Genomic DNA, 22,475 nt, shown 5'->3' on the forward strand with positions numbered 1-22,475 from the left:
ATTATTTCATTTAGCATAGATTTTACGGTGCATATCTATTAACTCTTGAACGACAATTTCAGGGTTCATAGAGGATAAAATAACACCCTTGTCGTACTCTTGTAATCTTTCTGCTGGTGCACCAAGATTGAAACTTGCAACGGGGAAACCTAACTCAATCATTTCCTGAACTACGTAGGAGAAGGTTTCAGGCCAGATAGATGGGAACAGAATAACATTTATTCCGTTTTCCTCCAGCAGCATCTTGAGATCTTCATGCTTATAAGGCCCCGTTTGCCGAACCACTTCAGAAGGGCAGGAAGCTTCAACAGCCCCTATCACAATGATTTCGATGTTATATTTTTTCTCAAGAATTTCTTTAGACAAATCCTGAAGAATTTTAGACCCTTTATGATAGCCTATTTGCCCTACTACTCCAATTTTGAGATGCTTAGTCTGAGTGATGAGGGCTTTTTGGGGCAGGTAATCAACCTTATGAGGCGTGACCTCAGCTTTATCATCATCTATTTGAGGGTAGACACGCTTGTATAGATTAAGCGTACTTTCAGAAAATGAAATCACTTTATCTGATGCGATTAATAAGTTCCCCCAACGATCTCGCCACTTTTTGATATCCCCACTTTCGAAAAGTGTAGTGAAGCCATAGGTATTATTTCTCAGGCATGAATAACATACTGAGGGATCAGGGATGTCACAATATTGTCCTTGATCATTAATTAAAAAGTGTGAGGGGCAAATAGGAAATAAATCATGGGCCAGCGTGCAAAGGGATGCGTTTGTTTTAATCTTCAAATTAATCAAAAAATCAGGAATAGTTTCCGGATTACAGAAAGACACTCCTGTATTATAAATAATTTCCTTTATCTTTATGTATTTTAACAAAAGATATATGAAATCATAACCGCTGATGTTGAATGCATTCCTGCCCTTACTGCTCACAACTATAAGTTTATAAGAGAGGGTGTTTACGGTAAAAGCAAGAATAAGGCAACACTTACCTTGCTCTATTTTTTCATTGACTATTCTTTCACGATAGTGATTTGCGCCGCCACCCAGATCATGATCCAGAAAAAAAACAGCTTTATCTGCTTCTTTTTTATTGATGAATTTAAATATCTCATCTGGCGAAGTGAGTGATTTAGAAGGTACTTTATTTTTATAACGTTTTATCTTGTCAACAAGCAGACGATAATTTCCGCTACGTAATAAATTAAAACCGCGCTTAAGCAAAACTATAAACTGCCTGAAAACTACACTTCTTGAAATTACAGGTGTTTCAGACGTTTGAGTTGTGTTTACAAGTTTGGATGGGATGTCAAGCAAGTCAACCGTATCGTCATCATAGTAACATGCCAGTTTTAATTCATCATCATCAAAATTTTTGTTTAGATTGCCATAAACAAAGAACCCGGAGTGACCAGCGTATTCGTTATCTTTAAAATAATCACCTACATCATGTCTGGCTTTGCCGTATTCTGCATCAACAAAGCAATCAGGCTCTCCTGTCAGGCAAAATCTTATTTTGTTAATTTTTTTATGTTTATTGAAAACCCAGCCGTATCCAAATATTGTCCTATTATTGCGTGTGAATGAATCAATAGCCCAATGAACATCATTCATCTTAATTGTCCTTTACAGTCCATTTTTTGATTATCCTGATCATCCAGTTTGATTCAAGCAGGGATAACTTTTTCCGCAGAATTTCAGCTTCGAGGGTTATGTCAGAAACAGTTTTCTTATATCCCTCGTTTAACTTATCCAATTCGATGATTTTGTCTTTGAGTACCACTATTTCAGATTTTTGCTTTCCTGACAATTCATTAATAGCGTGCTTTTCAGCAACAGTCTTTTCTAATTCAGCATCAAACTTAGCTTTTTCTCTGATTTTTTCTTCAGCTTCGTGAATTTCTTGCAAGCCAGGCAATACATCTTCAGGATACCATGTATATATTTTTGCCTGAGGCATACCTGATGCATATGCAAATAATTCGGACTCAAGATCCAGATATTCTTTGAACAGTTCATCATTGGAAACAAAAGATAACTCGTCAAAAAGATGTCTGACAAAATCACCACGCGTTAAAATTTCATCCTGAGCAGGTTTTGCAAAGATAGAAATTTTTCCCAAAAGAGAAAGCACTGCGCGGAAAACTAAATGGCCGAGCGTGAGGCCATTTTTAGCAAGCCATTCGCGCTCAAAGTATCTTGGATGCCCTTCCTCATCAACAACGAAATTAGAGGGGATAGCATCAAGGTAGGTCGGAGGAAGGCGCGTATTTTGTTCAAACCTGTCGTAAAAGACACCTTCTCCATCCAATGACTTCTGAAGACATTCAATATAATATTTAAAATAACCAGACACATACTCAATTTTCCAGCCAGGAGTAGTGACAATTTTAATAAATTCAACGTCCAGTAAGTTTCCTGATATGTACTTTTCATAACCATCAAGGCAAAAATCTATTTTATCGTTTTCGCCTGGCAAGAAACTATTTTCTTTTTCTCTACAAACCTGTACTTCTCTGCTACCAGTTTTTCTGAAGACTGTTCGCTTTTGAAAAGGAGCGTGACGTTCCTTTCCATAATGAACTGCGAGAATGTCTTTATCGTATGAGTCTGTATCATCGGTTCCTGCAACCAGGAGGAATGAATTACTTAAGTCGATAGCTAGTTTATTTTTAAATACAATCGGCCAGACTAGTTCTGGTACGAAGTTCAATTTTTCAGGCAGTTGTAAATCTGCCCGTACTGATTGCGATGCAAAAACATGCGCATTGAAAAAATCATCTAATGCACCCTGCTCAGTTACAACCGAAACAGGTAATTTATAATCCGGGAAGGGCAACAGTGTCTCTACAGACTTCAGCCCAACCTCTTTCAACTTTTGAAGTAAAACCTGATGACCGTATGTTTCAGCCTGTTCTTTATTATAGCGACCTTCAACGCCATACATTATTTGCCCAACATGGTCTTCAGCAGCACCAGCAAAATATTTCAGTCCTAACTGATTTTCAATTGCAATTACTAATTTACCATCAGGTTTTAGTTTCTGCTTAATTTTATTTAGCATTGTGACTGCACTATCAATGCCATCACTAAATAAATTCGAATATTCCAGAACACCTATGAGCGTAATGACGTCAAATTTTTCGTTAACATCGAAATCATCAAAACGCTCACTGACAACGGTTACATTCTGAAGATCTTTTGTTCTCAAACGTCCAATTTGCGCCCTGCGCAAACTTCCTTCCAATGCCAGAACTTGTGCGCCGCACTCACCGATATAACGAGTAATGGCACCACATCCGGAACCTACTTCTAAAACTTTTGTGTTTTCATTGAATAATGACTTTAGGGGTCTTAATAAATTAGATCGCAGGCTTGAAAAGTGGTATGTGGTAACCCAATCATTACAATGTGTTTTCAGCTCTTCAGACTGAACACTAAGATCATGCGTTTTTCCAAGTATTTCGAGGAGTTGATTTTCATGATTATCCCCATCGCTATATGGAATACCGTTGTAATCGCTACGAGCCCATATACCAGCATCTGAACGGAATTTATAGATTGTATTATTGAGCATCATTTTCATTTCCGGCGTGAGAATTAATTTCTAAATTCAGAGAAAGATCTGTCATTCCTGAAAAGGAGTCCACGGTTGGTACAAGAAAATGTATGACATCATACCTTCTGTCATGAGGCACCACTTCATCATTAAGCATTGATGCTACACCTAAAGATATAAAGTAGTCACCTGCACCAAGCTTATTCACAAAATCAAATTCGACAATTGCATGCGTTTGTGCAGCGCCATATTTTCCAGTTTCTTTGCTTAACAGGTGCGAATTTGTATTGTATACGGTCAGGCCTTCTTTGGTTTTAATGGCAAATCCAATGATAGGATTTATGATATGCTTATCGAAACGTACCGAGGCTCGCAAGCTGACTTTTTCTCCAGCGTATACTGTTGCAGGATTTTTTCTTCCGTTTGCGATCAGCTCATAGTCCATCCAGCAAGCTGACTTGTCACCCCATCGATATTCATTTTTATTATAGTTACTTTTTGAAGCAAAAACGTCGTTAATCAAATTAAGAGATTCGTTAAACTTGTTGTCGATAGTTTTTAAAATTTCAGTTTTCGAATCGTGTTGTTCATTATCACTATCATTACTGGTGGTCTTACCAAATAGAATATCCATGTACAAATTAACAGCTTTCTTAGGTATTCCCTGGTAAACTTCCTGACCATTACTAAGCAGAACAGCCCGGTCACAATGCGTTACGATTTGTTCACCGGAGTGAGTAACCAGTAATATACTGGTTCCATTTTTCTTGAGTTGACGTAAGCGCTCAAAACATTTGGCCTGAAACTTAGCATCACCTACAGCTAATGCTTCATCAACAATTAATATATCCGGATCAACCTGCGCTTGTACTGCAAAAGCTAGTCTGACGACCATTCCACTGGAATATGTTTTGACTGGCTGATCGATAAAATCACCGATATCAGCAAAATCAATAATTGCGTCATACTTCCTGTCAGTCTCTTCCCGCGAAAGGCCAAGTATTGCCGCATTCAAATATATATTCTCGCGACCAGTAAACTCAGGGTTAAATCCAGACCCAAGTTCTAATAATGCTGCAATCCTGCCCTTTGTCTCAACACTGCCTTCGGTTGCAGTCAACGTTCCACATATAATCTGAAGTAAGGTAGATTTGCCACTACCATTTTTTCCTATTAGCCCTACTGTCTCACCTTTCTTAACTTCAAAGGTTACTCCATTTAAGGCCCAAAATTCCCTATAATAATTTGTCTGCGATTTCCCTGCTAACCCTTTTATTTTTGGCAGCAGGAATTGTTTTAACCTGTCTTGTGGATTTTTATAAATATAAAAGCATTTTTTTACATTTTTTATACTTATTGCAATATTATCATAAGACATCTGCAAACCCTTTCCTTGACTTCTGGAATACTACAAACCCAACCCATGCGAATAATGAGCAACTTAAAAGATAAATCAAATACTCACTATATGATGGTATCGTACCCCAATACATTATTTCTCTGGCCTGTGAAATTGCTGGTGCAAGTGGATTTATATTTAACAGTGGTCTGTACTTTTCTGGGATTGCCGTTATAGGATAGAATATTGGCGATAAAAACATCAGGGCTGTAACTAAAATTGTTATAATTTGTCCGATATCACGCAGAAAAACGCCTACTGCCGAAAACAGCCAACCCACTCCTGTTATTAATATAAAAACAGGCAATATTAGTAGGGGTAAAAGAAGAATTGTCAGATGAGGAATACCGACTTCTATAATATAAAAAAGAACCCAGACGATGACACTAATCATAGCATGAAAAACTGCTGATAGTGAGTTGACTACCGGTAGTATTTCAAGTGGAAAAATAACTTTTTTGACGTAGTTTACATTTGATAATATTATTGTAGGTGATTTATTTGCGCACTCTGCAAATAAATTAAATATAATCAAACCGCTGAATAACACCAAAGCAAATTCTGATTTAGATGAAGCTTCAACACTCCACCTGGCATTGAATATAAAACTAAAAACAAAGGTGTAAACGACCAGCATAAATATCGGATTAAAAAAGGACCATAAAATCCCAAAGTATGACCCTTTATATCTACCCGTTATCTCTCGCTTAGTCAGATTCAGAATCAATTTCCTATTACCCCAAAGACTCGAGGCTATAGAAGCTGGAACAACACTATTAACACTTTTCATTAAGGCATCCATAGTTAACGCCAGAACTTTGATGCTGCATTTATAATGCAACGCTTAAAGAAAAATTGAGCCACTCTGGCTGAAATAATTGATGCCAGACAGACTTGTCATTATCACTTAAGCGCTGTTTAATAAGATGCTCGGTATGAAATATTAGTTTCGATGCAACTTTATTAACGAGAGTTATTTAAAAAACTCTGCGTCATTAAAATGCTTTCCTTTCTTATCTTTTTCAGAAAGAAGAGGTTGCTCACCTTTAACCAAAGGCCATTTAATTCCGACGTGTGAATCGTTCCATAGTAACGAGTGTTCAGCAGATGGATTATAATAATCTGTGCATTTATAAACAAATTCAGCGGTTTCCGACGTAACGTAAAAACCATGAGCAAAACCTTCTGGCACCCAAAGTTGTTTTTTATTTTCAGCAGAAAGATAAACGCCTACCCATTGACCGAATGTTGCCGAGCTCTTACGCATATCGACAGCTACGTCGAAAACTTCTCCTGACACAACACGAACAAGCTTACCCTGGGTATTGTTAATCTGGTAATGCATGCCTCTCAAAATCCCTTTTGACGATTTTGAGTGATTATCCTGAACAAATTGACGGCGACAAACATTCTCTTCGAATTTCTGTTGATTCCAGGTCTCCATAAAGAAACCTCTTTCATCGCCGAAAACAGCAGGCTCGATGATTTTGACATCCGGTATTTCTGTATCAATTATTTTCATTTTTGCGCATCACCACATATTGCCATCAAGTATCTGCCATAATCATTTTTCATGTAAGGCTTTGCTAACTCTCGTAATTTTGACACATCGATAAAGCCCATTCGAAAAGCAATTTCTTCCGGGCATGCGATTTTTAGCCCCTGACGTGATTCAATAGTATGAATAAAGTTATTTGCTTCCATCAGACTCTGGTGCGTACCAGTATCAAGCCAGGCATGACCACGTCCCATGATGGAAACAGAAAGTTTGCCTTGCTCCATGTAGATACGGTTTATATCCGTAATCTCCAGTTCACCACGAGGTGATGGAGCAAGGTTCTTAGCCATTTCCACAACGCTGTTGTCATAGAAATAAAGACCGGTAACTGCGTAATTGCTGCGTGGATTTTCTGGTTTTTCTACCAGAGAGATGGCTTTACCTTCGCTATCAAACTCAACGACGCCATAACGCTCAGGATCGGTAACATGATACGCAAAGACTGTAGCCCCATCTTCTTTATGAGATGCAGCTTCCAGTTGCTTGTAAAGGTCATGCCCGTAGAAAATATTATCACCCAGGATAAGTGCAACGGAATCGTCGCCGATGAACTCTTCACCAATGATGAACGCCTGCGCCAGGCCATCCGGACTCGGTTGTACTTTGTACTGAATTGAGATGCCCCACTGAGAACCATCGCCCAGTAAGCTTTCAAAGCGCGGTGTGTCCTGCGGTGTACTGATGATCAGAATATCGTTAATGCCAGCCAGCATCAGCGTGCTGAGTGGATAGTAAATCATGGGTTTATCGTAAACCGGCAGCAATTGCTTGCTCACTGCCATGGTTACCGGATAGAGGCGCGTTCCTGAGCCACCAGCGAGAATAATACCTTTATTCTTTTTCACAATTTCACCTTAATTGGCCAGGCCGCCATTACGACCTGTTTCTATTAAATTAGTGTCTCAAGCAGCATACGTTCAACGCCGACCGTCCAGTCAGGAAGATTCAGGCCAAAAGCCTGTTGAAACTTTTCTGTATTGAGTCTGGAATTAGCCGGTCGTTTAGCTGGTGTAGGGAATGCACTGGTTGGCACAGCATTGATCGTCTGTACCTGAAGTTCGACGCCCTGCTCTTTCGCAAACGCTATCACTTTCGTGGCATAGGCATGCCAGGTTGTCTCTCCCGCGGCAATAAGATGGTACAGGCCGGCAACGCTGCCGTTGACCAGAGCCACTCTTATTGCATGCGCAGTGCAGTCAGCAATCAACTCAGCGCCGGTAGGTGCGCCGAACTGATCGTTTATCACTGACAGTGAGTCCCGATCTTTTGCCAGTTTCAGCATCGTTTTGGCAAAGTTATTTCCCTTAGCTGCGTAGACCCAACTGGTGCGGAAAATGAGATATTTCGTCATAGTCCGCACAATGGCCTCTTCACCTTCCAGCTTGGTCTGACCGTAGGTGTTAAGTGGCGCAGTCGCATCGTCTTCGCAACAGGGCTTGTCACCGGAGCCGTCGAACACATAGTCGGTGGAGTAATGGATTAACCATGCCCCTGTCTCTTCAGCGACTTCCGCCAAAGCCGCGATGGAAGTGGCATTAACCAGCCGCGCCTTGTCCTGTTCTGATTCAGCTTTATCCACTGCCGTGTACGCGGTAGCATTCACGATCACAGCGGGTTTAATCCTGCGAACTGTTTCAGCCAGTCCCTGTGGATTTTCAAAATCGCCACAGTAGTCACTGGAATGACGGTCGACCACGATTAAGTTGCCTAACGGAGCCAGCGCACGCTGTAATTCCCAGCCTACCTGGCCATTTTTACCAAACAGCAGAATATCCATCAGCTACGCTTCTCATAGTTTTCTTCAATCCAGTTCTGATAGGCACCACTCTTCACATGTTCAACCCACTGTGAATTGTTGAGATACCACTCGACCGTTTTCTTAAAACCCGTTTCAAAAGTCTCTTGCGGTTTCCAGCCCAGATCTTTTTCGATTTTAGCAGCATCAATCGCGTAGCGACGATCGTGTCCCGGACGATCCTGAACGTAGGTGATTTGGTCGCGGTAAGGTGTCGCTTTCGGACGCAGCTCATCAAGCAGTTCGCAGACTTTCATCACAACATCAATGTTTTTCTTTTCGTTGTGTCCACCGATGTTATACGTGGTACCGGTCTTTGCATTTTTCACTACGGTATAGAGGGCACGCGCATGGTCTTCAACATAGAGCCAGTCGCGAATCTGGTCGCCTTTGCCATAGATAGGCAGAGGTTTGCCTTCCAGCGCATTGCTGATAATCAGCGGAATGAGTTTTTCCGGGAAATGATAAGGACCGTAGTTGTTTGAACAGTTAGTCACAATCACCGGCAATTTATAGGTGCGGCCCCAGGCGCGGACCAGATGATCGCTGGCGGCTTTCGTTGAGGAGTAAGGGCTGCTGGGTGCATAAGGGGTTTCTTCAGTGAATAGCGGCAATTCACCATCCATTTCATCCGGATGCGGCAGGTCACCATACACTTCATCTGTAGAAATATGATGAAAACGGAATGCTGCTTTACGCGCTTCTGGCAGCGCGCTCCAGTACTGGCGGCTTGCTTCTAACAGTGCATAAGTGCCGACCACGTTAGTCTGAACAAACTCTGCCGGGCCGGTGATTGAGCGATCGACATGGCTTTCAGCGGCCAGATGCATGATGGCATCAGGCTGAAATTCATTTAATGCGTCAGTGATAGCCTGACCGTCGCAGATATCGATCTGCCTGAAGGTGTAGCGTGGATTGCTGCTCACCTCTTTTAATGATTCAAGATTGCCTGCATAGGTTAGTTTATCAACGTTTATGACTTCATCATTTGTATTGTTGATTACATGACGCACAACCGCTGAACCGATAAAACCTGCACCACCAGTGATAAGAATCTTCATAACGTATTTATTCCTGACAAGCTATCTGAGGCATGGGCGCCTGAATAAAAAGCAGACAATCTTAAACATTTTCAGAGCACGCTACCGCCCCTGGGTTACAGCTCCCACAATGCTGATTATCCTGGACCGAATGAGTATGCTGACAACTGAATCCTGCCAGATGTTCAGCATTCAGTTGATTGATATCACTTTATTAATGAAATTAGTTAAGTAGGTTTATCATTCAACAAACGTAAATTCTATCACTCAGGTATGGCTATTACGAATAAAATGCGTTTATGTCATAGGTGTTAGTTCAACTAATGAGCATTTCATCGGACAGGTGATGGTTGCTGATGCATCAGGGTGATGCAATCAGAATAACGGGAAAGGAGTGATAAGATAATTCCTAACAGACATTAAAAAGGCGAACCTGAGTTCGCCTTCTTTTCAACTACCGAAACCCGTCCGGGTTCTTGCTCTGCCAGTTCCAGGTATCGCGCATCATCTCATCGATGCCGCGCGTGACGCGCCAGTCCAGCTCACTGTTTGCCAGTGACGCATCGGCCCAGAACGCAGGCAGGTCGCCGTCACGGCGGGGCTTGATTTCAAACGGAATCGCCTTGCCCGAAGCGTTCTCAAACGCTTTGATCATCTCCAGCACGGAGAAGCCTTTGCCGCCGCCCAGGTTAAAGGCGGTGTAGCCTTCAACCTTGTTCAGATGGTCCAGCGCTTTCAGGTGCCCTTCCGCCAGGTCAACCACGTGGATGTAGTCGCGCAGGCAGGTGCCGTCTGGGGTATCGTAGTCACCGCCAAACACGCCCAGTTTCTCAAGGCGACCAATAGCAACCTGTGCAATGTACGGCAGCAGGTTATTTGGGATGCCCGTCGGGTCTTCACCGATTTCGCCTGACTCATGTGCGCCAACCGGGTTGAAGTAACGCAGGGCGATCGCTTTGAACTTCGGCTCTGCTTTAGCGAAATCACGCATCACAAATTCGGTCATCAGCTTTGAGGTGCCGTAAGGACTGGTGGTGCCGCCAATCGGGGTCGTCTCAACGTAGGGAACCGGTGCATCTGCACCGTAGACGGTCGCAGATGAGCTGAAGATGAAGTTCCATACGCCAGCGTCACGCATCTCTTCCAGCAGTACCACGGTGCCTGCGACGTTATTCTCGTAGTACTCCAGCGGCATACGCGTCGATTCGCCCACCGCTTTAAGCGCAGCAAAGTGGATTACTGCTGAAATGCTGTTTGAGGCAAACAGGTCTCGCAGACAGGCGCGGTCACGGATATCGCCTTCAACGAAGGTTGCTTTCCTTCCCGCCAGTTTCTCCACGCGATTTATCGCTTCACGTGAGGCGTTGCAGAGGTTATCCAGAACCACAACATCATCACCGCGCTGCAGCAGCGCCAGTACTGTATGGGAGCCGATATACCCTGCTCCGCCCGTGACTAAAATTGCCATGAGAGCTCCTTTTAATCTGCCGCGCAGGACGCGGCGAATTAATTACTGTTGTTTTGCGAGAATGGCCTGGATAGCTTCGCGGAAATCGCGACCCTGCGCGTTGTTGCGCAGTCCGTAAGAGACGAAGGCCTGCATGTAACCCAGTTTACGACCGCAGTCGAAACTGTGACCGGTCAGCAGAGAGACATCAACAGTTTTGTGCTTGCTCAGGCTGGCAATAGCATCCGTCAGCTGGATACGGCCCCATGCGCCTGGCTCAGTGCGCTCCAGCTCTGCCCAGATATCCGCAGAAAGAACATAGCGACCCACTGCAGCCAGGTCAGAGTTCAGTCCGGCAGCATCTTCAGGCTTCTCGACAAAATCAGCGATTTTGCTGATATCGCCTGGGTGATTAATCGGCTCTTCGGTGGTGATCACTGAGTACTCAGAAAGATCGGACGCGGGCATATGCTGCGCCAGAACCTGGCTGTGGCCGGTCTCTTCGAAACGGGCAACCATCGCAGCGAGGTTATAACGCATGTGGTCAGCCGTTGAGTCATCCAGCAGGACGTCCGGCAACACCACTACAAACGGATTATCACCGATCATCGGGCGGGCACAGAGAATGGAGTGGCCCAGGCCCAGCGGCTGTGCCTGGCGCACATTCATGATCGTTACGCCTGGCGGGCAGATAGACTGCACTTCGCTCAGCAGCTGGCGCTTCACGCGCGCTTCAAGCAGCGCTTCCAGCTCATAGGTGGTGTCGAAGTGGTTTTCAACCGCATTTTTCGAGGCATGCGTGACCAGCACGATCTCTTTAATACCTGCGGCAACACACTCGTCAACGATGTACTGAATCATCGGTTTGTCGACGACAGGCAGCATCTCTTTCGGAATGGCTTTAGTCGCAGGGAGCATATGCATACCGAGGCCCGCAACCGGGATTACTGCTTTAAGCTTGGTCATATTTATTCCGTTTAATAAAATGAAGATGTGGGTCGATTATGCAGGATCGGCCGGAAGACCAAGTATAATCTTTATCTGAAAAGCGGACAGTAACTCTCTGTCATAACTTGGAAATTCGGCATTTTGCCCATTGCCAGCGACACCATAAACTGAACAAAGACAATCAGTAATCGCAGATTGCCGCTGCGGGTTTTAGGCTAATTCACTGTGGGGCTGAGGCCAGCCATAAATGAAAACGGGCGACCCAAAGGCCGCCCGTTGATTTAACGCTGTTGTAATCAGAGCCAGCCTTCAAACCACTCTGGCATTACAAACAGATTAAAGTGATTAACCAGCATCATCACGCCAACAAAGACCACCGATACCGCCACCCACTGCCGGGCATAGGGAATAAACCGAATGCCAATCACCGGCTTGATAAAGAACGGATGCGCCAGTGCTGAGATCAGGATCTGCGAGATGGAGAGCGTCAGCGCGACATAAAGCACGTTTGGCCAGATAAAGGTCGTCGCCAGTACCGCCAGAACCACAATGCTGGCCACGATGTTCCAGTAGAACTCAACGTTGGTGCGTCCGTTAGCCTGCGAAATGGCCCCGGTCAGACCGCCCATCGGCCGCAGCATCCCAAACAGCAGCATCAGCGGGATCAGGTGATAAACCTGCTCATGCGACGCGCCGTAGAGCACACGCACGATAACCGGCGAGAAGATACCAATGGCCAGATACATGGCACTGCTGAACAGCATGATCCCCAGCGTGCCCTTCAGGAACAGTTTCTTCAGCTGCTCGGCATCGTGCTGCTTCTCAGCAAAGCGCGGCAGTGCCAGACGGTTAATCACCGGCGTCACCAGCTTCAGCGGCTGCAACACCAGCTCTTTCGCCAGTGAGTAAACGCCCAGCATCTCTGCACCCATCACTTTACCGACCACCAGCGCATCCGCCTGGGTACGCAGCTGATTAATGGTCTGCGAACCCAGCTGATAGCTGCCGTAGCGAATGGCACCGAAGAATGTGGCTTTGTCGAACTCCCAGGTAGGACGCCACGACTTCTCACCCAGCGCAATCATGCAGAGGATGCGGGTAAAGGCATTGATAAACAGGCCCAGAATCGCCGCCGCTACCGTCAGTGAGGTGAACTCCAGCATCGCCACCACACAGAGGAAGGCAAACAGCTTGGTGCCCATCTCAATCTTCGCCAGCGAGACCATCCGCTTGGTTTTGATGTAGTGCGCCTGATACTGCGACAGATGTCCCAGCACCAGGAAGTTCAGGCTGGTCAGCATGATCAGCCCTGTCAGCTCTGGCAGGTGATAGAACCAGGAGACCGGGAAGGCGATCAGTAACATGATCAGACCGGTACACAAGCTAAGGGAGACGTTCACCCAGTAGATGGTACTCTGCTCACGACGGGTGATGTTCTGGCGATGTACCAGATAGCTGCTCATCCCCATATCCTGCAGCACACCCGCCACCGCCAGGATGGCGTTGATGATGGCTAACAGTCCCAGCTCGTGGGTTTCCAGTTTGCGGGCGAGAAAGCTCAGCTGTGCAACCTGCAGCACTGCGGAAAAGCAGGTGCTGCCGAACAGCCAAATCGCCTGTGACTTAAATCCACTCACACCAGTCGCTCCAGAATCTGTGCCAGTTCGCCGTAGGCGATGTGCTGATTAAATTCAGTCTCAACTTTGTGACGCGCAGCCGCAACAACCGGTGCCACATCCACCTCGCCCTGAGAAAGCTTCAACAGCGTCTCCGCCAGCGCCTCGGGATCGTCCTCTTCCACCAGCCAGCCGGAGACGTTGTTCTCAATCAGCTCCGGAATGCCGCTGTGGAACGTCGAGACGACCGGCAACCCGACCGCCATCGCCTCCATCAGTGCAACCGGAATCCCTTCCATATCGCCATCGGCGGCGGTTTTGGAGGGCAGCAGGAAGATGTCTGCCTCACTCAGTGCGCGACGGATCTCCTCCTGCGGTTTAAAGCCCGGCATGCTGACACAATCTTCCATCCCCTCGCGGGCGATGAAATCACGCATCATCTCATCCTGATCGCCATTGCCGATGATGGTGTACTGAAACTGACCACCACGCTGCTTCAGGATGGCGCTGGCTTTGACCGCCACATCCAGGCCTTTTTTCTCCGTCAGACGCGCCACCGAAACAATACGCAGCGGCGTATGGAACGCCTGGCGCGGCTGGAAGTTAAACTTCTCCGGCTCAATTCCCATGCGTGTAACGTGAATTTTTTCCGGCGGGCAGCCCATCTCAATCAGCTTGTTCTCCCACAGATGGCTGATAGGCAGCATCAGCTCACTCTGGCGGAACAGATTCACGTAGTCGAGCTTGTGCTCTTCCAGAATGTGACGACGGGAGATGTCCGCACCGTGGAACACGGTCGCCTGCTTACCCTTCAGAACGCCCAGCTCACGCAGTTTGTTTGCCAGTGCACCCGCATAGCCGAAATGCACCAGAAACACATCGGCGGTGAAGGTCTGCTTTGCATTGGCCACAATCGACGGCAGCAGCAGTTTGCTGGACTGCGCGCCATAACGGCGCACATTCAGCGAACGCAGCAGCGACGGCTTCGTCACTTTTGGCAGCACCAGCTTGATGCGCTGATTCAGCTTATCGACTATGGAGATTTTCTCTTCCGGCAGCAGATAGTGCGTCTTCGCCGCCAGACCATACTCATCGAACGCGGCATGCCGGTTCACTAAATCGCCGGGAAAGACTGAAATAATCTCCACCTCGTAACCGGCATCAATAAAATGGGTTACCTGATTTAGTACGAATGTCTCAGAGGCAACCGGGAAACGCATGGTGAAAAAAGTCAGTTTCATCACATTACCCTAATACTTTGAGAATCTCTTCAGTGATCCGGTTGCCAATTTCCCTTTCATTCGCAACGGCCGTGTCGACCTTAAGCTTGATGTTGTCGTAGTCGGCAAGGACCGTTTTCACCTTGTCGATCAGTGAGCCATCCATCAGGCTTTTCACATCAGTTGCCATCTGCGGCAGACCAAGCTGGTTCATCACACCCATCGACTTGTGCTCGTAGTTAATCGCCACAGCCGGGGTGCCGAAGTTCATCGAGATAATCGCCGAGTGCAGGCGGGTACCGATGGTCAGGTGGCAATCACTCAGCAGGATGCCCAGTTCCAGGTCATTAAACTCATCCATGATGACATGGTAATGTTCTGGCTGCGCCACGTGATCACGCAGCGTCAGCGCCACCATGCGGTCATCTTTGGCATAGCTGTCGATGCCGGTACAGGTTGAGAACGCCACAACCTGATAGCCCTCAGCGATCATGGCATTGATCACCCGGCCAAAGGCTGCTTCATACTCTTTCTGCGTCACGCCCAGACGTTTATCAAACGGGGCCAGTTCACGCACGGTAATCGCGATGGTTTTGCGGCCATTAATAATGCCCTGCCAGTAGCGCAGATTGTGGCTCGGGTTCTCCACGTCACGTGCGCGCACCAGGAACGCGGTGTCCACGCCAGGGGCCACTTTAGAGCTGGTCACGCCATCGCGCTTCATCAGATCAAGGCTGACCGATTCACGCAGTACCAGGCTGTCGACCCGATCAAAGACAAAGTTCGCCAGCGCATTGACGCGCGGGTTCTGGAAAGGCCCTACTGAGTGACCAATCAGGTAGATCGGCTTTTTTGCCATCAGCGCGCAAAGCGCATGGTCAAACTGGGTCACGCCATAGAGATCGACGAAGAAGGATCCGCCAACCTGAATAATCGCGTCATATTTCGCCAGGCTTTCGGTAAAGGCCTTCAGGTGCGGCGGCACCGCGAACGACTTAAAGATCCCGCCCTTGCCCAGATGCGCCATCATGATATCGGGCATCAGACGGTTCGCCACTTTACGCTTAAACGAACCGACCAGACCTTTGCCTGACTTGCTGTTGTGCAGATACAGCGCATCCTGCTGAATATCCTGCTGGAGCAGATAACCGGAGCTGGTTGGATAACGGCTAATAACATCAATGTCTAAATCACTGCGTGCAGACTTCATTGAATCGATCAGTCCACGAAGAATCGCGCCATCCCCGCGATTCCCACACGTATGGTTACCCACCAATAAAATTTTCATAACAACTCCGAATAAATTTTTTTAATTCTGTAAGCCGCCCAGATCCGAAATGGGCAAAATGAACTCTGTTTAAAATCATGCTTTACGGGATAACGCACCCAAAGGTACTGCTCCTGCTAAACCGGCCGCCTCCATTGTGGCGGCCCTGATACAAGGGTTACGACTTGATCGCGAAATAAGGCAGCGCAACCTGTTTACCGTTGATCACCACCGAAACAAAGCCTTCCGGCTTGCTGGTATCGACCTGGTCGGCGGAGAGCGGACGGGAAGCCATCAGCAGATCGCCCTGCTCGTTGGCACCCACGCCCGCTTTGCCGTTGTGCAGGCTGAAGCGCTGGGGCGCGCGTTTGGCCGCGTCGCCTGATGGCGGATTGCCCTTCTCCATCTTCGCGTTGACCCGTGCACAGCGTCCGGTGACAAAGCGATCTTTACCGGTGGTTTTCACCAGCACGGCCGCCGACGGCGTCCAGCCCGCCAGTTTGACGAAGATTCGGACATCGGTGTCGTGCTCAGCCACATAGCGGACATCCACAATCGGGCTGCTGCCTTCGGCTGACCAGCTTGCTTCAGAGAGATTTTTCTTGCGCTGCACGTGGATCACGGCGCGGCCGCCGGTGGTTTTGTCACCAATCAGGTTCATCAGCGGCTTGTCGCCACTGCCGTTGGTGAACTGCGACTGACCAAAAATTTCGATCTCCCACGAATCACCCACCGTCGGTGAGTAGAGGCTGCCGAGATCAAACCAGGTCTCCTGGTTGGTGTTGTTCTCTAAGCGCCAGCGCGAGGTGATGTAGTTGTATTTCAGGCTGCCATCCAGCGCGACGCCATACGATTCTACGCGGGTCGACCCCATCTCCCAGATGCTGAGCAGACGGTCGCCTTCCATCGAGTTGTCGATCCAACTGCCCGACTGCAGGCTGGTCTGGCGCATATTCAGGCGGGTGTTGTGCGCGATCAGCGGGTTCTTACAATCCTCAAGGCTCAGGGCATCGACGATCCACTGGCCGTTAGAGAGATCGCCCGGATTGTCACAGTGCTCAATCCAGCCGTTATGAATAATCGACTGGCCGCAGCGCGGCAGGTTAAGCACTTTGCCGCCACGGCAGTACTGCGCATTGAAGTTCGACAGCTCAATCGCGGTGCTGTGGTCCCATTTCCCCTGCTTCTGCCCTGACCAGCCCGATTTAATGACATCGCCGCTGCAGCGTGAGGCGTACCACTGATCGATTTTACAATCGAGGGTATCCTGCAGGCTGATGGCCGTGCCGCCGACTGCGTTAAAGCGCAGGCAGGCACCCCGGAAATATTGTCCGCCGGGACAGGTGTTATGGAAAAAGCCCTGCTGATTCGGGCTCTTCTCGCTGTTGCCGTTGAAAATCAGGTTGGAAAGCTCAACACGGCGGGCATTCATCTGAAAGACGAAATCAGACTTACCATCAGAAACAATAGTGGTCGCCGGGAAGTAACCGAAGTTAACCATCGCACCGGACATGCGGAAGAAGTTGAGGTACTTGTCGCCCAGATTACAGGCAGAGACCATAAAAGTACCGGCCGGGAACTGGACGCAAATCTGCTGGTTTGCCTGCTGTGACCACTGGAACATCGCCATAATAGCGGGTGCAGTATCGGTTTTACCGTCAGCAATTGCACCGAAATCAAACAGTGTAAGACGGTTAAAATCATCTACCACGCGACGCCAGTGATAGCCTTCACCGGCAAAGTTTACGCCGCCATCGTTCTGAGCAGGCTGGAAGCTGCCGACAAACTCGCCGCCGCCGACTTCCCGTCCTTCATGCCAGCTTTTGAGCTTAATCTTGGCCCCTTCAAACAGCGGACGGGTTTTGCGCAATTCCGCCACGGAAGGGATCTCACCAATCAGCTGATAACCCGCAGGCTGCGCCAGACGCTGACTGAAATCTGCCGCGCCCGGACGGCTGACATCGGCGATGTTAAACAGCGTCTGACCGTTGCTGTCCTCAACCGCCATGGAATGCGAAGGATTGGCAATCAGTGCAGCATTGTCCTGAATGAACTGCGCAAAGTTGCCTTTATTCAGTGCGATTGGCTGCGCTATCTCTGAAAGTTTACCACTGGCATCGCGCAGGAAAACAGGAATCTGGTTGCCCGGTTTGCTGGCATCCACACCCGCTTTACCAATCCAGAGTTTGCCCTCAAAGCCCTGCCAGAACTGCGGTGGCATGGCGTAGACATTCTCTGGCGTCAGGATAGGCACATCGCCTTTGGGAACGTCAGTGGCATCAACCGGCTTCAGGGCGATACCGTTACTTTTTGCAGCGTAGCTGGAAAAGGTGCTCACGGAGAGAGCCCCCACCAGAGCGGAGGCGGCGGTCTGTAAAACTTCTCTTCTTTTCATGCATCAAATCCCGTAGTCAATAAGGCCAGTGGCCATAGCGGTGTCCCTGAGGCACGTCGCAAGTGAGCATTTCCAGCTCCGGTTAAACCAGTGACAGCCAGCTTTGCTTTATCTGATTACCGTCGAATTTCAGCGCGGTCTGTTTCGTTTTTTCGCTCATGGCATAGAACAGCGCGTCATCGCTGGCGAGCTGCTCCATTCGGGCCAGAAACGTGGCTTTGTCATTCATCGGGACCAGGAATCCATCTTCACCGTGGTTGATGATCTCCTGGGGTCCGGTCGGGCAGTCATACGCGACGACCGGCAGTGACCAGGATTTCGCTTCCAGCAACACCAGTGGCAGCCCTTCATAGCGCGACGTCATCAGCGCCATGTCGCTGTCGCGGTAGTAGTCGTTGATGTTGCTGACCTTACCGACAAACTTTACGCTGTCGGTAATCCCCAGCACGGCCGCCTGGTCGTGCAGCTGCTGACGCAGTTCGCCGTCACCGGCAATCACCAGCGTCCAGTCCGCATGCGTCCGGGCAAAGTCACGCCAGATATCCAGTAGCAGATCAAAGCCCTTCTGGTTATCCAGACGGCCCACCGCCAGTGCCTGACGATGACGGGTCTGGCGCTGATAGCCTTTGTACACCACCGGGTTGGGGATTTGCTTGCTGGGGATACGCCAGCGGCTGAACACCTGATGATCTTTGTCGGTCAGAACAATCACGCGGTCGTAGTAGCGCAGCAGCAGGAACTTGAGGAACTTAATCGGTTTGCTGAAGGAGTTAATGGCGATATGTTCGCAGGCATAGGCTTTGCCCCGCTTCTTCTTCATCGCCAGCAGATTCCAGAAGGCGAACATCACGCTCAGGCGACCCATGCTGATCAGGAAGACGGTATCGAAACCCTCTTCGTGAATGCGGGCTACCGCGCTTTTTATCGGATTGCTCTGCCCTTCAAAGCTGACAATCCGTTTGACATGTTCAAACGGATAAAACGTTTTACCGCTGCCTTCCAGCGAGTAGATGGTGACGTCATGCGTTTCGCCAAGACACTCTGACATGAAGTTACAGATGTTCTCGGTGCCCGCATACGAATAAGCATCTTTGATCACCAGGACAATTTTTTTCATGAAACGCTATCCACCTCAAATTTTAAAGACAATCCTGCCGACAGGCTTAACGATGCTTAAGGGTAAACAGCACACCATTCACCATATACCAGGCGTAATAGTAATAGATTTTTAAAGGATTGTTTTTATAGATAATTCTTAATAATTCAAGGTGCCACTGGGCGGCTTTGTTCTTATTACGGGAAAGGGAATCGCCTAATTCGTAATAGTTGACCAGAATCGTCTGAATTACGCGCGCTTGCTTATAGCGGGTAAATAATTCATACAAAAACAGGAAATCTTCGTGGCCTTTACGCTGGAAGAAAAGACCCTGCGGCGGACGACGGAAACAGACGGAAGAAAAACAGACGCGATACTGCTTCTTAACGAAGTTTTCCTGCTGCAGGTAAGGTTTGCTGTAGGTAATATCGTGCTCGGCTTTGCGGGTTTTATAGTGATACTCGGTGATCACAAAATCGTCACCGGCCGCGATGGCCTCCACCTGCCGGGCCAGCTTATCGGCATGCCACTCATCGTCGCTGTCGAGAAAGGCGATAATCTCTTCCGTGGCCGCACGCAGTCCGACGTTGCGGGTTTCTGCTGCGCCCATGTTGACCGCGTTATCCAGAATGGTAATGCGCGGATCCTGACAATGCTGACGCACGAACTCCAGCGAGTCATCGGTAGATTTATCGTTGACCAGATAGAGGTGCCAGTCGGTATAGCGCTGATTGATAACCGATTGCACAGCGCGTAATACCGTCTGACGTGCATTATACATCGGCATTACAATGCCAACGGTTCCAACAGAAGTATTCATCTTCAACCCTGAATTAAATGAAAAGAGAGGTGCGCCTGGCATCAGGCGCAGCGTGCGTCAGGAGAGTGCTTTCTCACCGCCGAAACGTGCTTTGACCTTGTCTTTAACCCGGTTCATAAAATAAGCACGGTTGTCTTTGTTGGTGAGGAAGAAGTAACGCGCAAAGCTCAGGCTTGCCATCAGCGACTTACCATCCATCTTGTAGCGCAGCGGCAGCTTAAAAGCTTTGTAGGTGTGGATGTCACGCGGGGTCAGATGCGGCTTCATGGTATCAAGCCAGAACATCGAGTACTTCACCGACTCGCCTTTGTGTTTCGAGCCAAACTTTGTGACCAGATGGTAGTTAGCCAGCGGTGCGGGGATCATCACAAAGTCATAGCCCATGCGGTCGGCACGAATGCAGAAATCATAATCCTGATGACGGATGTAGCGGGTATCGAACTGAATTTTCACCGCGTCTTCGCGCTTCAGCACAATGGTGCTGGTCTGGATAAAGCCGTAGCAGCCGAACAGATATTCAGCAACGGTTTCATTTTTACCCGGTGGCTGCATCGGCATGACTTTCAGGAAGGTGCCATCCTGGTAAATATTCACCTGGCTGAAAATCACAACGTTCTTTTTGCCCTGCGCGTCGAGCTGCGCAATTTTTTCGCTCACCTGCTGCAGTTTGTCTGCCGCCCACTCATCATCGGCATCAAGGAAGCTGACATAGTCGCCGGTCGCCAGCTCAATGCCTTTATTGCGCGCACCCGCGCCGTTGAGCTTCACCTCAGAGAGCACCAGATTGATGGTGAGATCCTGGTAGCGTTCGCTGCGAACTACCTCGGCCAGCGCGGCGGCATCCGCAGATTTATCATCAACGATGATGACCTCGAAATTGCGATACGTCTGTGCTTTAACGCAATCCAGCGTCGTGACAATCGATTCTGACGCGTTATAAGCCGGAATTACGATGGAGAAACGAATGTCCTTCATTGCCAGCACCTCATTAAAATAGGTCAAAAATAAACAGTTCAATCGACAAGGGTCGACTAAAAACCGGTGGGCTTACCGTCAATCGCCCCAGCGTAACGTTCCTCACGCCTGGGCGATTAACGGGTTGATCAGTGGATTAACCAAAACTCACGTGCCACTTCATAGCCGGTAACCGCCTGCTTGGTTGAAATGGTGTTGTAGTAGAGGTAATAGAGCAGGAAGAAGACCAGCATGGCATAGAGCACGGGCTTCCACGATCGTCTGGCCTGATAAATCAGCGAGGTCAGGATGATCGGCTCAACCTGCTGCAGATAGTTAGACAGGCGCGAACCTGACGGGAAATTGTACAGGAAGATCCTGATCGCACCGCCGATGGCAAAACTTAAAATCAGCAGGTAGTTAAGGCGATACTGGGCGTAGTTTTCGCGCTTCAGCTCATCGGTCAGCATGAAGTAGAAGAAAACAAACACCAGCATGATGTTTTTCAGGTTCGACACGGCCAGGATGCTGCCACCCATTGCATAGGACGGGTCATTGTTATATCCCGATGCCCTCTCCCCCAGCGATCCCAGATGACCGGCAATCAGGGAAATAAAGCTGGAACCACCCACCACGGAAAGCGGCAGACTGGCGACAATAATAATTACCGGCCACCAGCGCCAGTCACGAATAAACAGGAACGGTATCAGCGTTACGACCATGACACCGGTGTTGTGGCTCGTGAACGACAGAATAAAAAAGGCAAACGCCCACCAGTAGCGCTTGAGATAGATCGACCACAGGACGCCAAGGAACAGGGCAGAACTGAGGCCAAAGCGAATCTGGTTAATGTCTTTGTTGATAAAGATGTGAGCCGAATAGAGCACCAGCGCCAGTACCGGATAGGGTGACATCTTCCTGAAGAACCAGGTATTGATGAAAACGGCTGTGGCACAGAAGACAAACAGGAAGATGCTCGCATTATGCGAAAACAGGCTGGTGATCCAGGCCATCGCAAAAATCAGCGGTTCGTAACGGAAAAACGCAACGGTTTTAAAAAAGCCGTTGATTTCAATGCGTCTTACAAAGTCCTCAAAGAAACTCCGGTACTGAAAGTCATCCATGCCTGTCCCGAGACCGCGTATTCCCCCAAAAACAATCAATATTACGGCAGCCAGACAGAGCAGCCAGGTCAGAATATGATTTGTGCGTTCGTCTTTTTTTAGCGCTATTTCGAACAGCGAAAGCAGCAGCAAAAAGCCTGATACATACCAATAGGGAGCCATGGTGTGATTCCTTAATTCCACAAGTTCTCATGCCAGCAATAATCACGCTTCGCCTTCCCGGCTGGCTTT

18 protein-coding genes are annotated in these 22,475 nt (G+C 48.1%); all 18 read right to left on the bottom strand.

Annotation, left to right across the window (positions count from 1 at the left end; genetic code table 11):
* Positions 1 to 6: 6 nt before the first annotated feature.
* The 18 genes from N5J69_RS03740 to N5J69_RS03825 all read right to left on the bottom strand — a co-directional run bounded on the left by N5J69_RS03740 (position 7) and on the right by N5J69_RS03825 (position 22,406).
* Positions 7 to 1,620, bottom strand: coding sequence for a glycosyltransferase (locus N5J69_RS03740; protein ID WP_279768163.1), 1,614 nt, complete (start codon positions 1,618 to 1,620; stop codon positions 7 to 9).
* Position 1,621: 1 nt separating this feature from the next.
* Complete coding sequence (locus N5J69_RS03745; RefSeq protein WP_279768164.1) at positions 1,622 to 3,586, bottom strand: methyltransferase; 1,965 nt, start codon at positions 3,584 to 3,586, stop codon at positions 1,622 to 1,624.
* On the bottom strand, positions 3,573 to 4,943 hold the full coding sequence (locus N5J69_RS03750) for an ABC transporter ATP-binding protein (protein ID WP_279768165.1): 1,371 nt from the start codon (positions 4,941 to 4,943) through the stop codon (positions 3,573 to 3,575). The genes N5J69_RS03745 and N5J69_RS03750 overlap by 14 nt, the downstream gene beginning before the upstream one ends.
* Positions 4,933 to 5,754, bottom strand: coding sequence for an ABC transporter permease (locus N5J69_RS03755; RefSeq protein ID WP_279768166.1), 822 nt, complete (start codon positions 5,752 to 5,754; stop codon positions 4,933 to 4,935). Before N5J69_RS03755 ends, N5J69_RS03750 begins: the two co-directional genes overlap by 11 nt.
* 183 nt (positions 5,755 to 5,937) lie before the next feature.
* Positions 5,938 to 6,486: a dTDP-4-dehydrorhamnose 3,5-epimerase gene (gene rfbC / locus N5J69_RS03760; protein WP_279768167.1), complete on the bottom strand. Its 549-nt coding sequence runs from the start codon at positions 6,484 to 6,486 to the stop codon at positions 5,938 to 5,940.
* The gene (gene rfbA / locus N5J69_RS03765) at positions 6,483 to 7,367 is read right to left on the bottom strand and encodes a glucose-1-phosphate thymidylyltransferase RfbA (protein ID WP_279768168.1); all 885 of its coding nucleotides are present in this window, start codon (positions 7,365 to 7,367) and stop codon (positions 6,483 to 6,485) included. The genes rfbC and rfbA overlap by 4 nt, the downstream gene beginning before the upstream one ends.
* A gap of 44 nt (positions 7,368 to 7,411) precedes the next feature.
* Positions 7,412 to 8,299, bottom strand: coding sequence for a dTDP-4-dehydrorhamnose reductase (gene rfbD / locus N5J69_RS03770; RefSeq protein ID WP_279768169.1), 888 nt, complete (start codon positions 8,297 to 8,299; stop codon positions 7,412 to 7,414).
* Positions 8,299 to 9,378, bottom strand: coding sequence for a dTDP-glucose 4,6-dehydratase (rfbB, locus tag N5J69_RS03775; RefSeq protein WP_279768170.1), 1,080 nt, complete (start codon positions 9,376 to 9,378; stop codon positions 8,299 to 8,301). The genes rfbD and rfbB overlap by 1 nt, the downstream gene beginning before the upstream one ends.
* A 433-nt stretch (positions 9,379 to 9,811) precedes the next feature.
* Complete coding sequence (gene galE, locus N5J69_RS03780; RefSeq protein ID WP_279768171.1) at positions 9,812 to 10,825, bottom strand: UDP-glucose 4-epimerase GalE; 1,014 nt, start codon at positions 10,823 to 10,825, stop codon at positions 9,812 to 9,814.
* Between the two features lie 42 nt (positions 10,826 to 10,867).
* A complete protein-coding gene (galF, locus tag N5J69_RS03785) occupies positions 10,868 to 11,770 on the bottom strand; it encodes a UTP--glucose-1-phosphate uridylyltransferase GalF (RefSeq protein ID WP_279768172.1) in 903 nt (300 codons plus the stop codon).
* 278 nt (positions 11,771 to 12,048) lie between these two features.
* Entirely contained in the window at positions 12,049 to 13,389 is a 1,341-nt protein-coding gene (locus tag N5J69_RS03790; protein WP_098052856.1) for a lipopolysaccharide biosynthesis protein, read from the bottom strand.
* On the bottom strand, positions 13,386 to 14,609 hold the full coding sequence (locus N5J69_RS03795; RefSeq protein WP_013358457.1) for a glycosyltransferase: 1,224 nt from the start codon (positions 14,607 to 14,609) through the stop codon (positions 13,386 to 13,388). Before N5J69_RS03795 ends, N5J69_RS03790 begins: the two co-directional genes overlap by 4 nt.
* Before the next feature lie 4 nt (positions 14,610 to 14,613).
* Positions 14,614 to 15,876: a colanic acid biosynthesis pyruvyl transferase WcaK gene (gene wcaK, locus N5J69_RS03800; RefSeq protein ID WP_279768174.1), complete on the bottom strand. Its 1,263-nt coding sequence runs from the start codon at positions 15,874 to 15,876 to the stop codon at positions 14,614 to 14,616.
* Between the two features lie 157 nt (positions 15,877 to 16,033).
* Positions 16,034 to 18,250: a phage tailspike protein gene (locus N5J69_RS03805; protein WP_279768175.1), complete on the bottom strand. Its 2,217-nt coding sequence runs from the start codon at positions 18,248 to 18,250 to the stop codon at positions 16,034 to 16,036.
* 82 nt (positions 18,251 to 18,332) lie between these two features.
* Positions 18,333 to 19,367 (bottom strand): glycosyltransferase, encoded by a 1,035-nt coding sequence (locus N5J69_RS03810; protein ID WP_279768176.1) that lies wholly within the window; start codon positions 19,365 to 19,367, stop codon positions 18,333 to 18,335.
* Positions 19,368 to 19,413: 46 nt separating this feature from the next.
* The gene (locus N5J69_RS03815) at positions 19,414 to 20,166 is read right to left on the bottom strand and encodes a glycosyltransferase family 2 protein (protein WP_279768177.1); all 753 of its coding nucleotides are present in this window, start codon (positions 20,164 to 20,166) and stop codon (positions 19,414 to 19,416) included.
* A 57-nt stretch (positions 20,167 to 20,223) separates the two neighbouring features.
* The gene (locus tag N5J69_RS03820; protein ID WP_279768179.1) at positions 20,224 to 21,141 is read right to left on the bottom strand and encodes a glycosyltransferase family 2 protein; all 918 of its coding nucleotides are present in this window, start codon (positions 21,139 to 21,141) and stop codon (positions 20,224 to 20,226) included.
* 128 nt (positions 21,142 to 21,269) lie between these two features.
* Positions 21,270 to 22,406, bottom strand: a complete 1,137-nt coding sequence (locus N5J69_RS03825; protein WP_279768181.1) for an EpsG family protein — start codon at positions 22,404 to 22,406, stop codon at positions 21,270 to 21,272.
* Between the last annotated feature and the right edge of the window lie 69 nt (positions 22,407 to 22,475).

Origin of the sequence: Pantoea sp. GD03673 (assembly GCF_029844725.1) — a bacterium.
GTDB lineage: Bacteria > Pseudomonadota > Gammaproteobacteria > Enterobacterales > Enterobacteriaceae > Pantoea.

Bases quoted from the DNA above. Each gene is read 5' to 3' on its own strand.
- galF (WP_279768172.1), bottom strand. From the start codon at position 11,770: ATGACCAAGCTTAAAGCAGTAATCCCGGTTGCGGGCCTCGGTATGCAT.
- N5J69_RS03755 (WP_279768166.1), bottom strand. From the start codon at position 5,754: ATGAAAAGTGTTAATAGTGTTGTTCCAGCTTCTATAGCCTCGAGTCTT.
- rfbB (WP_279768170.1), bottom strand. From the start codon at position 9,378: ATGAAGATTCTTATCACTGGTGGTGCAGGTTTTATCGGTTCAGCGGTT.
- N5J69_RS03740 (WP_279768163.1), bottom strand. From the start codon at position 1,620: ATGAATGATGTTCATTGGGCTATTGATTCATTCACACGCAATAATAGG.
- N5J69_RS03745 (WP_279768164.1), bottom strand. From the start codon at position 3,586: ATGATGCTCAATAATACAATCTATAAATTCCGTTCAGATGCTGGTATA.
- N5J69_RS03795 (WP_013358457.1), bottom strand. From the start codon at position 14,609: ATGAAACTGACTTTTTTCACCATGCGTTTCCCGGTTGCCTCTGAGACA.
- rfbC (WP_279768167.1), bottom strand. From the start codon at position 6,486: ATGAAAATAATTGATACAGAAATACCGGATGTCAAAATCATCGAGCCT.
- N5J69_RS03810 (WP_279768176.1), bottom strand. From the start codon at position 19,367: ATGAAAAAAATTGTCCTGGTGATCAAAGATGCTTATTCGTATGCGGGC.
- wcaK (WP_279768174.1), bottom strand. From the start codon at position 15,876: ATGAAAATTTTATTGGTGGGTAACCATACGTGTGGGAATCGCGGGGAT.
- N5J69_RS03815 (WP_279768177.1), bottom strand. From the start codon at position 20,166: ATGAATACTTCTGTTGGAACCGTTGGCATTGTAATGCCGATGTATAAT.
- N5J69_RS03805 (WP_279768175.1), bottom strand. From the start codon at position 18,250: ATGAAAAGAAGAGAAGTTTTACAGACCGCCGCCTCCGCTCTGGTGGGG.
- N5J69_RS03750 (WP_279768165.1), bottom strand. From the start codon at position 4,943: ATGTCTTATGATAATATTGCAATAAGTATAAAAAATGTAAAAAAATGC.
- N5J69_RS03825 (WP_279768181.1), bottom strand. From the start codon at position 22,406: ATGGCTCCCTATTGGTATGTATCAGGCTTTTTGCTGCTGCTTTCGCTG.
- N5J69_RS03820 (WP_279768179.1), bottom strand. From the start codon at position 21,141: ATGAAGGACATTCGTTTCTCCATCGTAATTCCGGCTTATAACGCGTCA.
- galE (WP_279768171.1), bottom strand. From the start codon at position 10,825: ATGGCAATTTTAGTCACGGGCGGAGCAGGGTATATCGGCTCCCATACA.
- rfbD (WP_279768169.1), bottom strand. From the start codon at position 8,299: ATGGATATTCTGCTGTTTGGTAAAAATGGCCAGGTAGGCTGGGAATTA.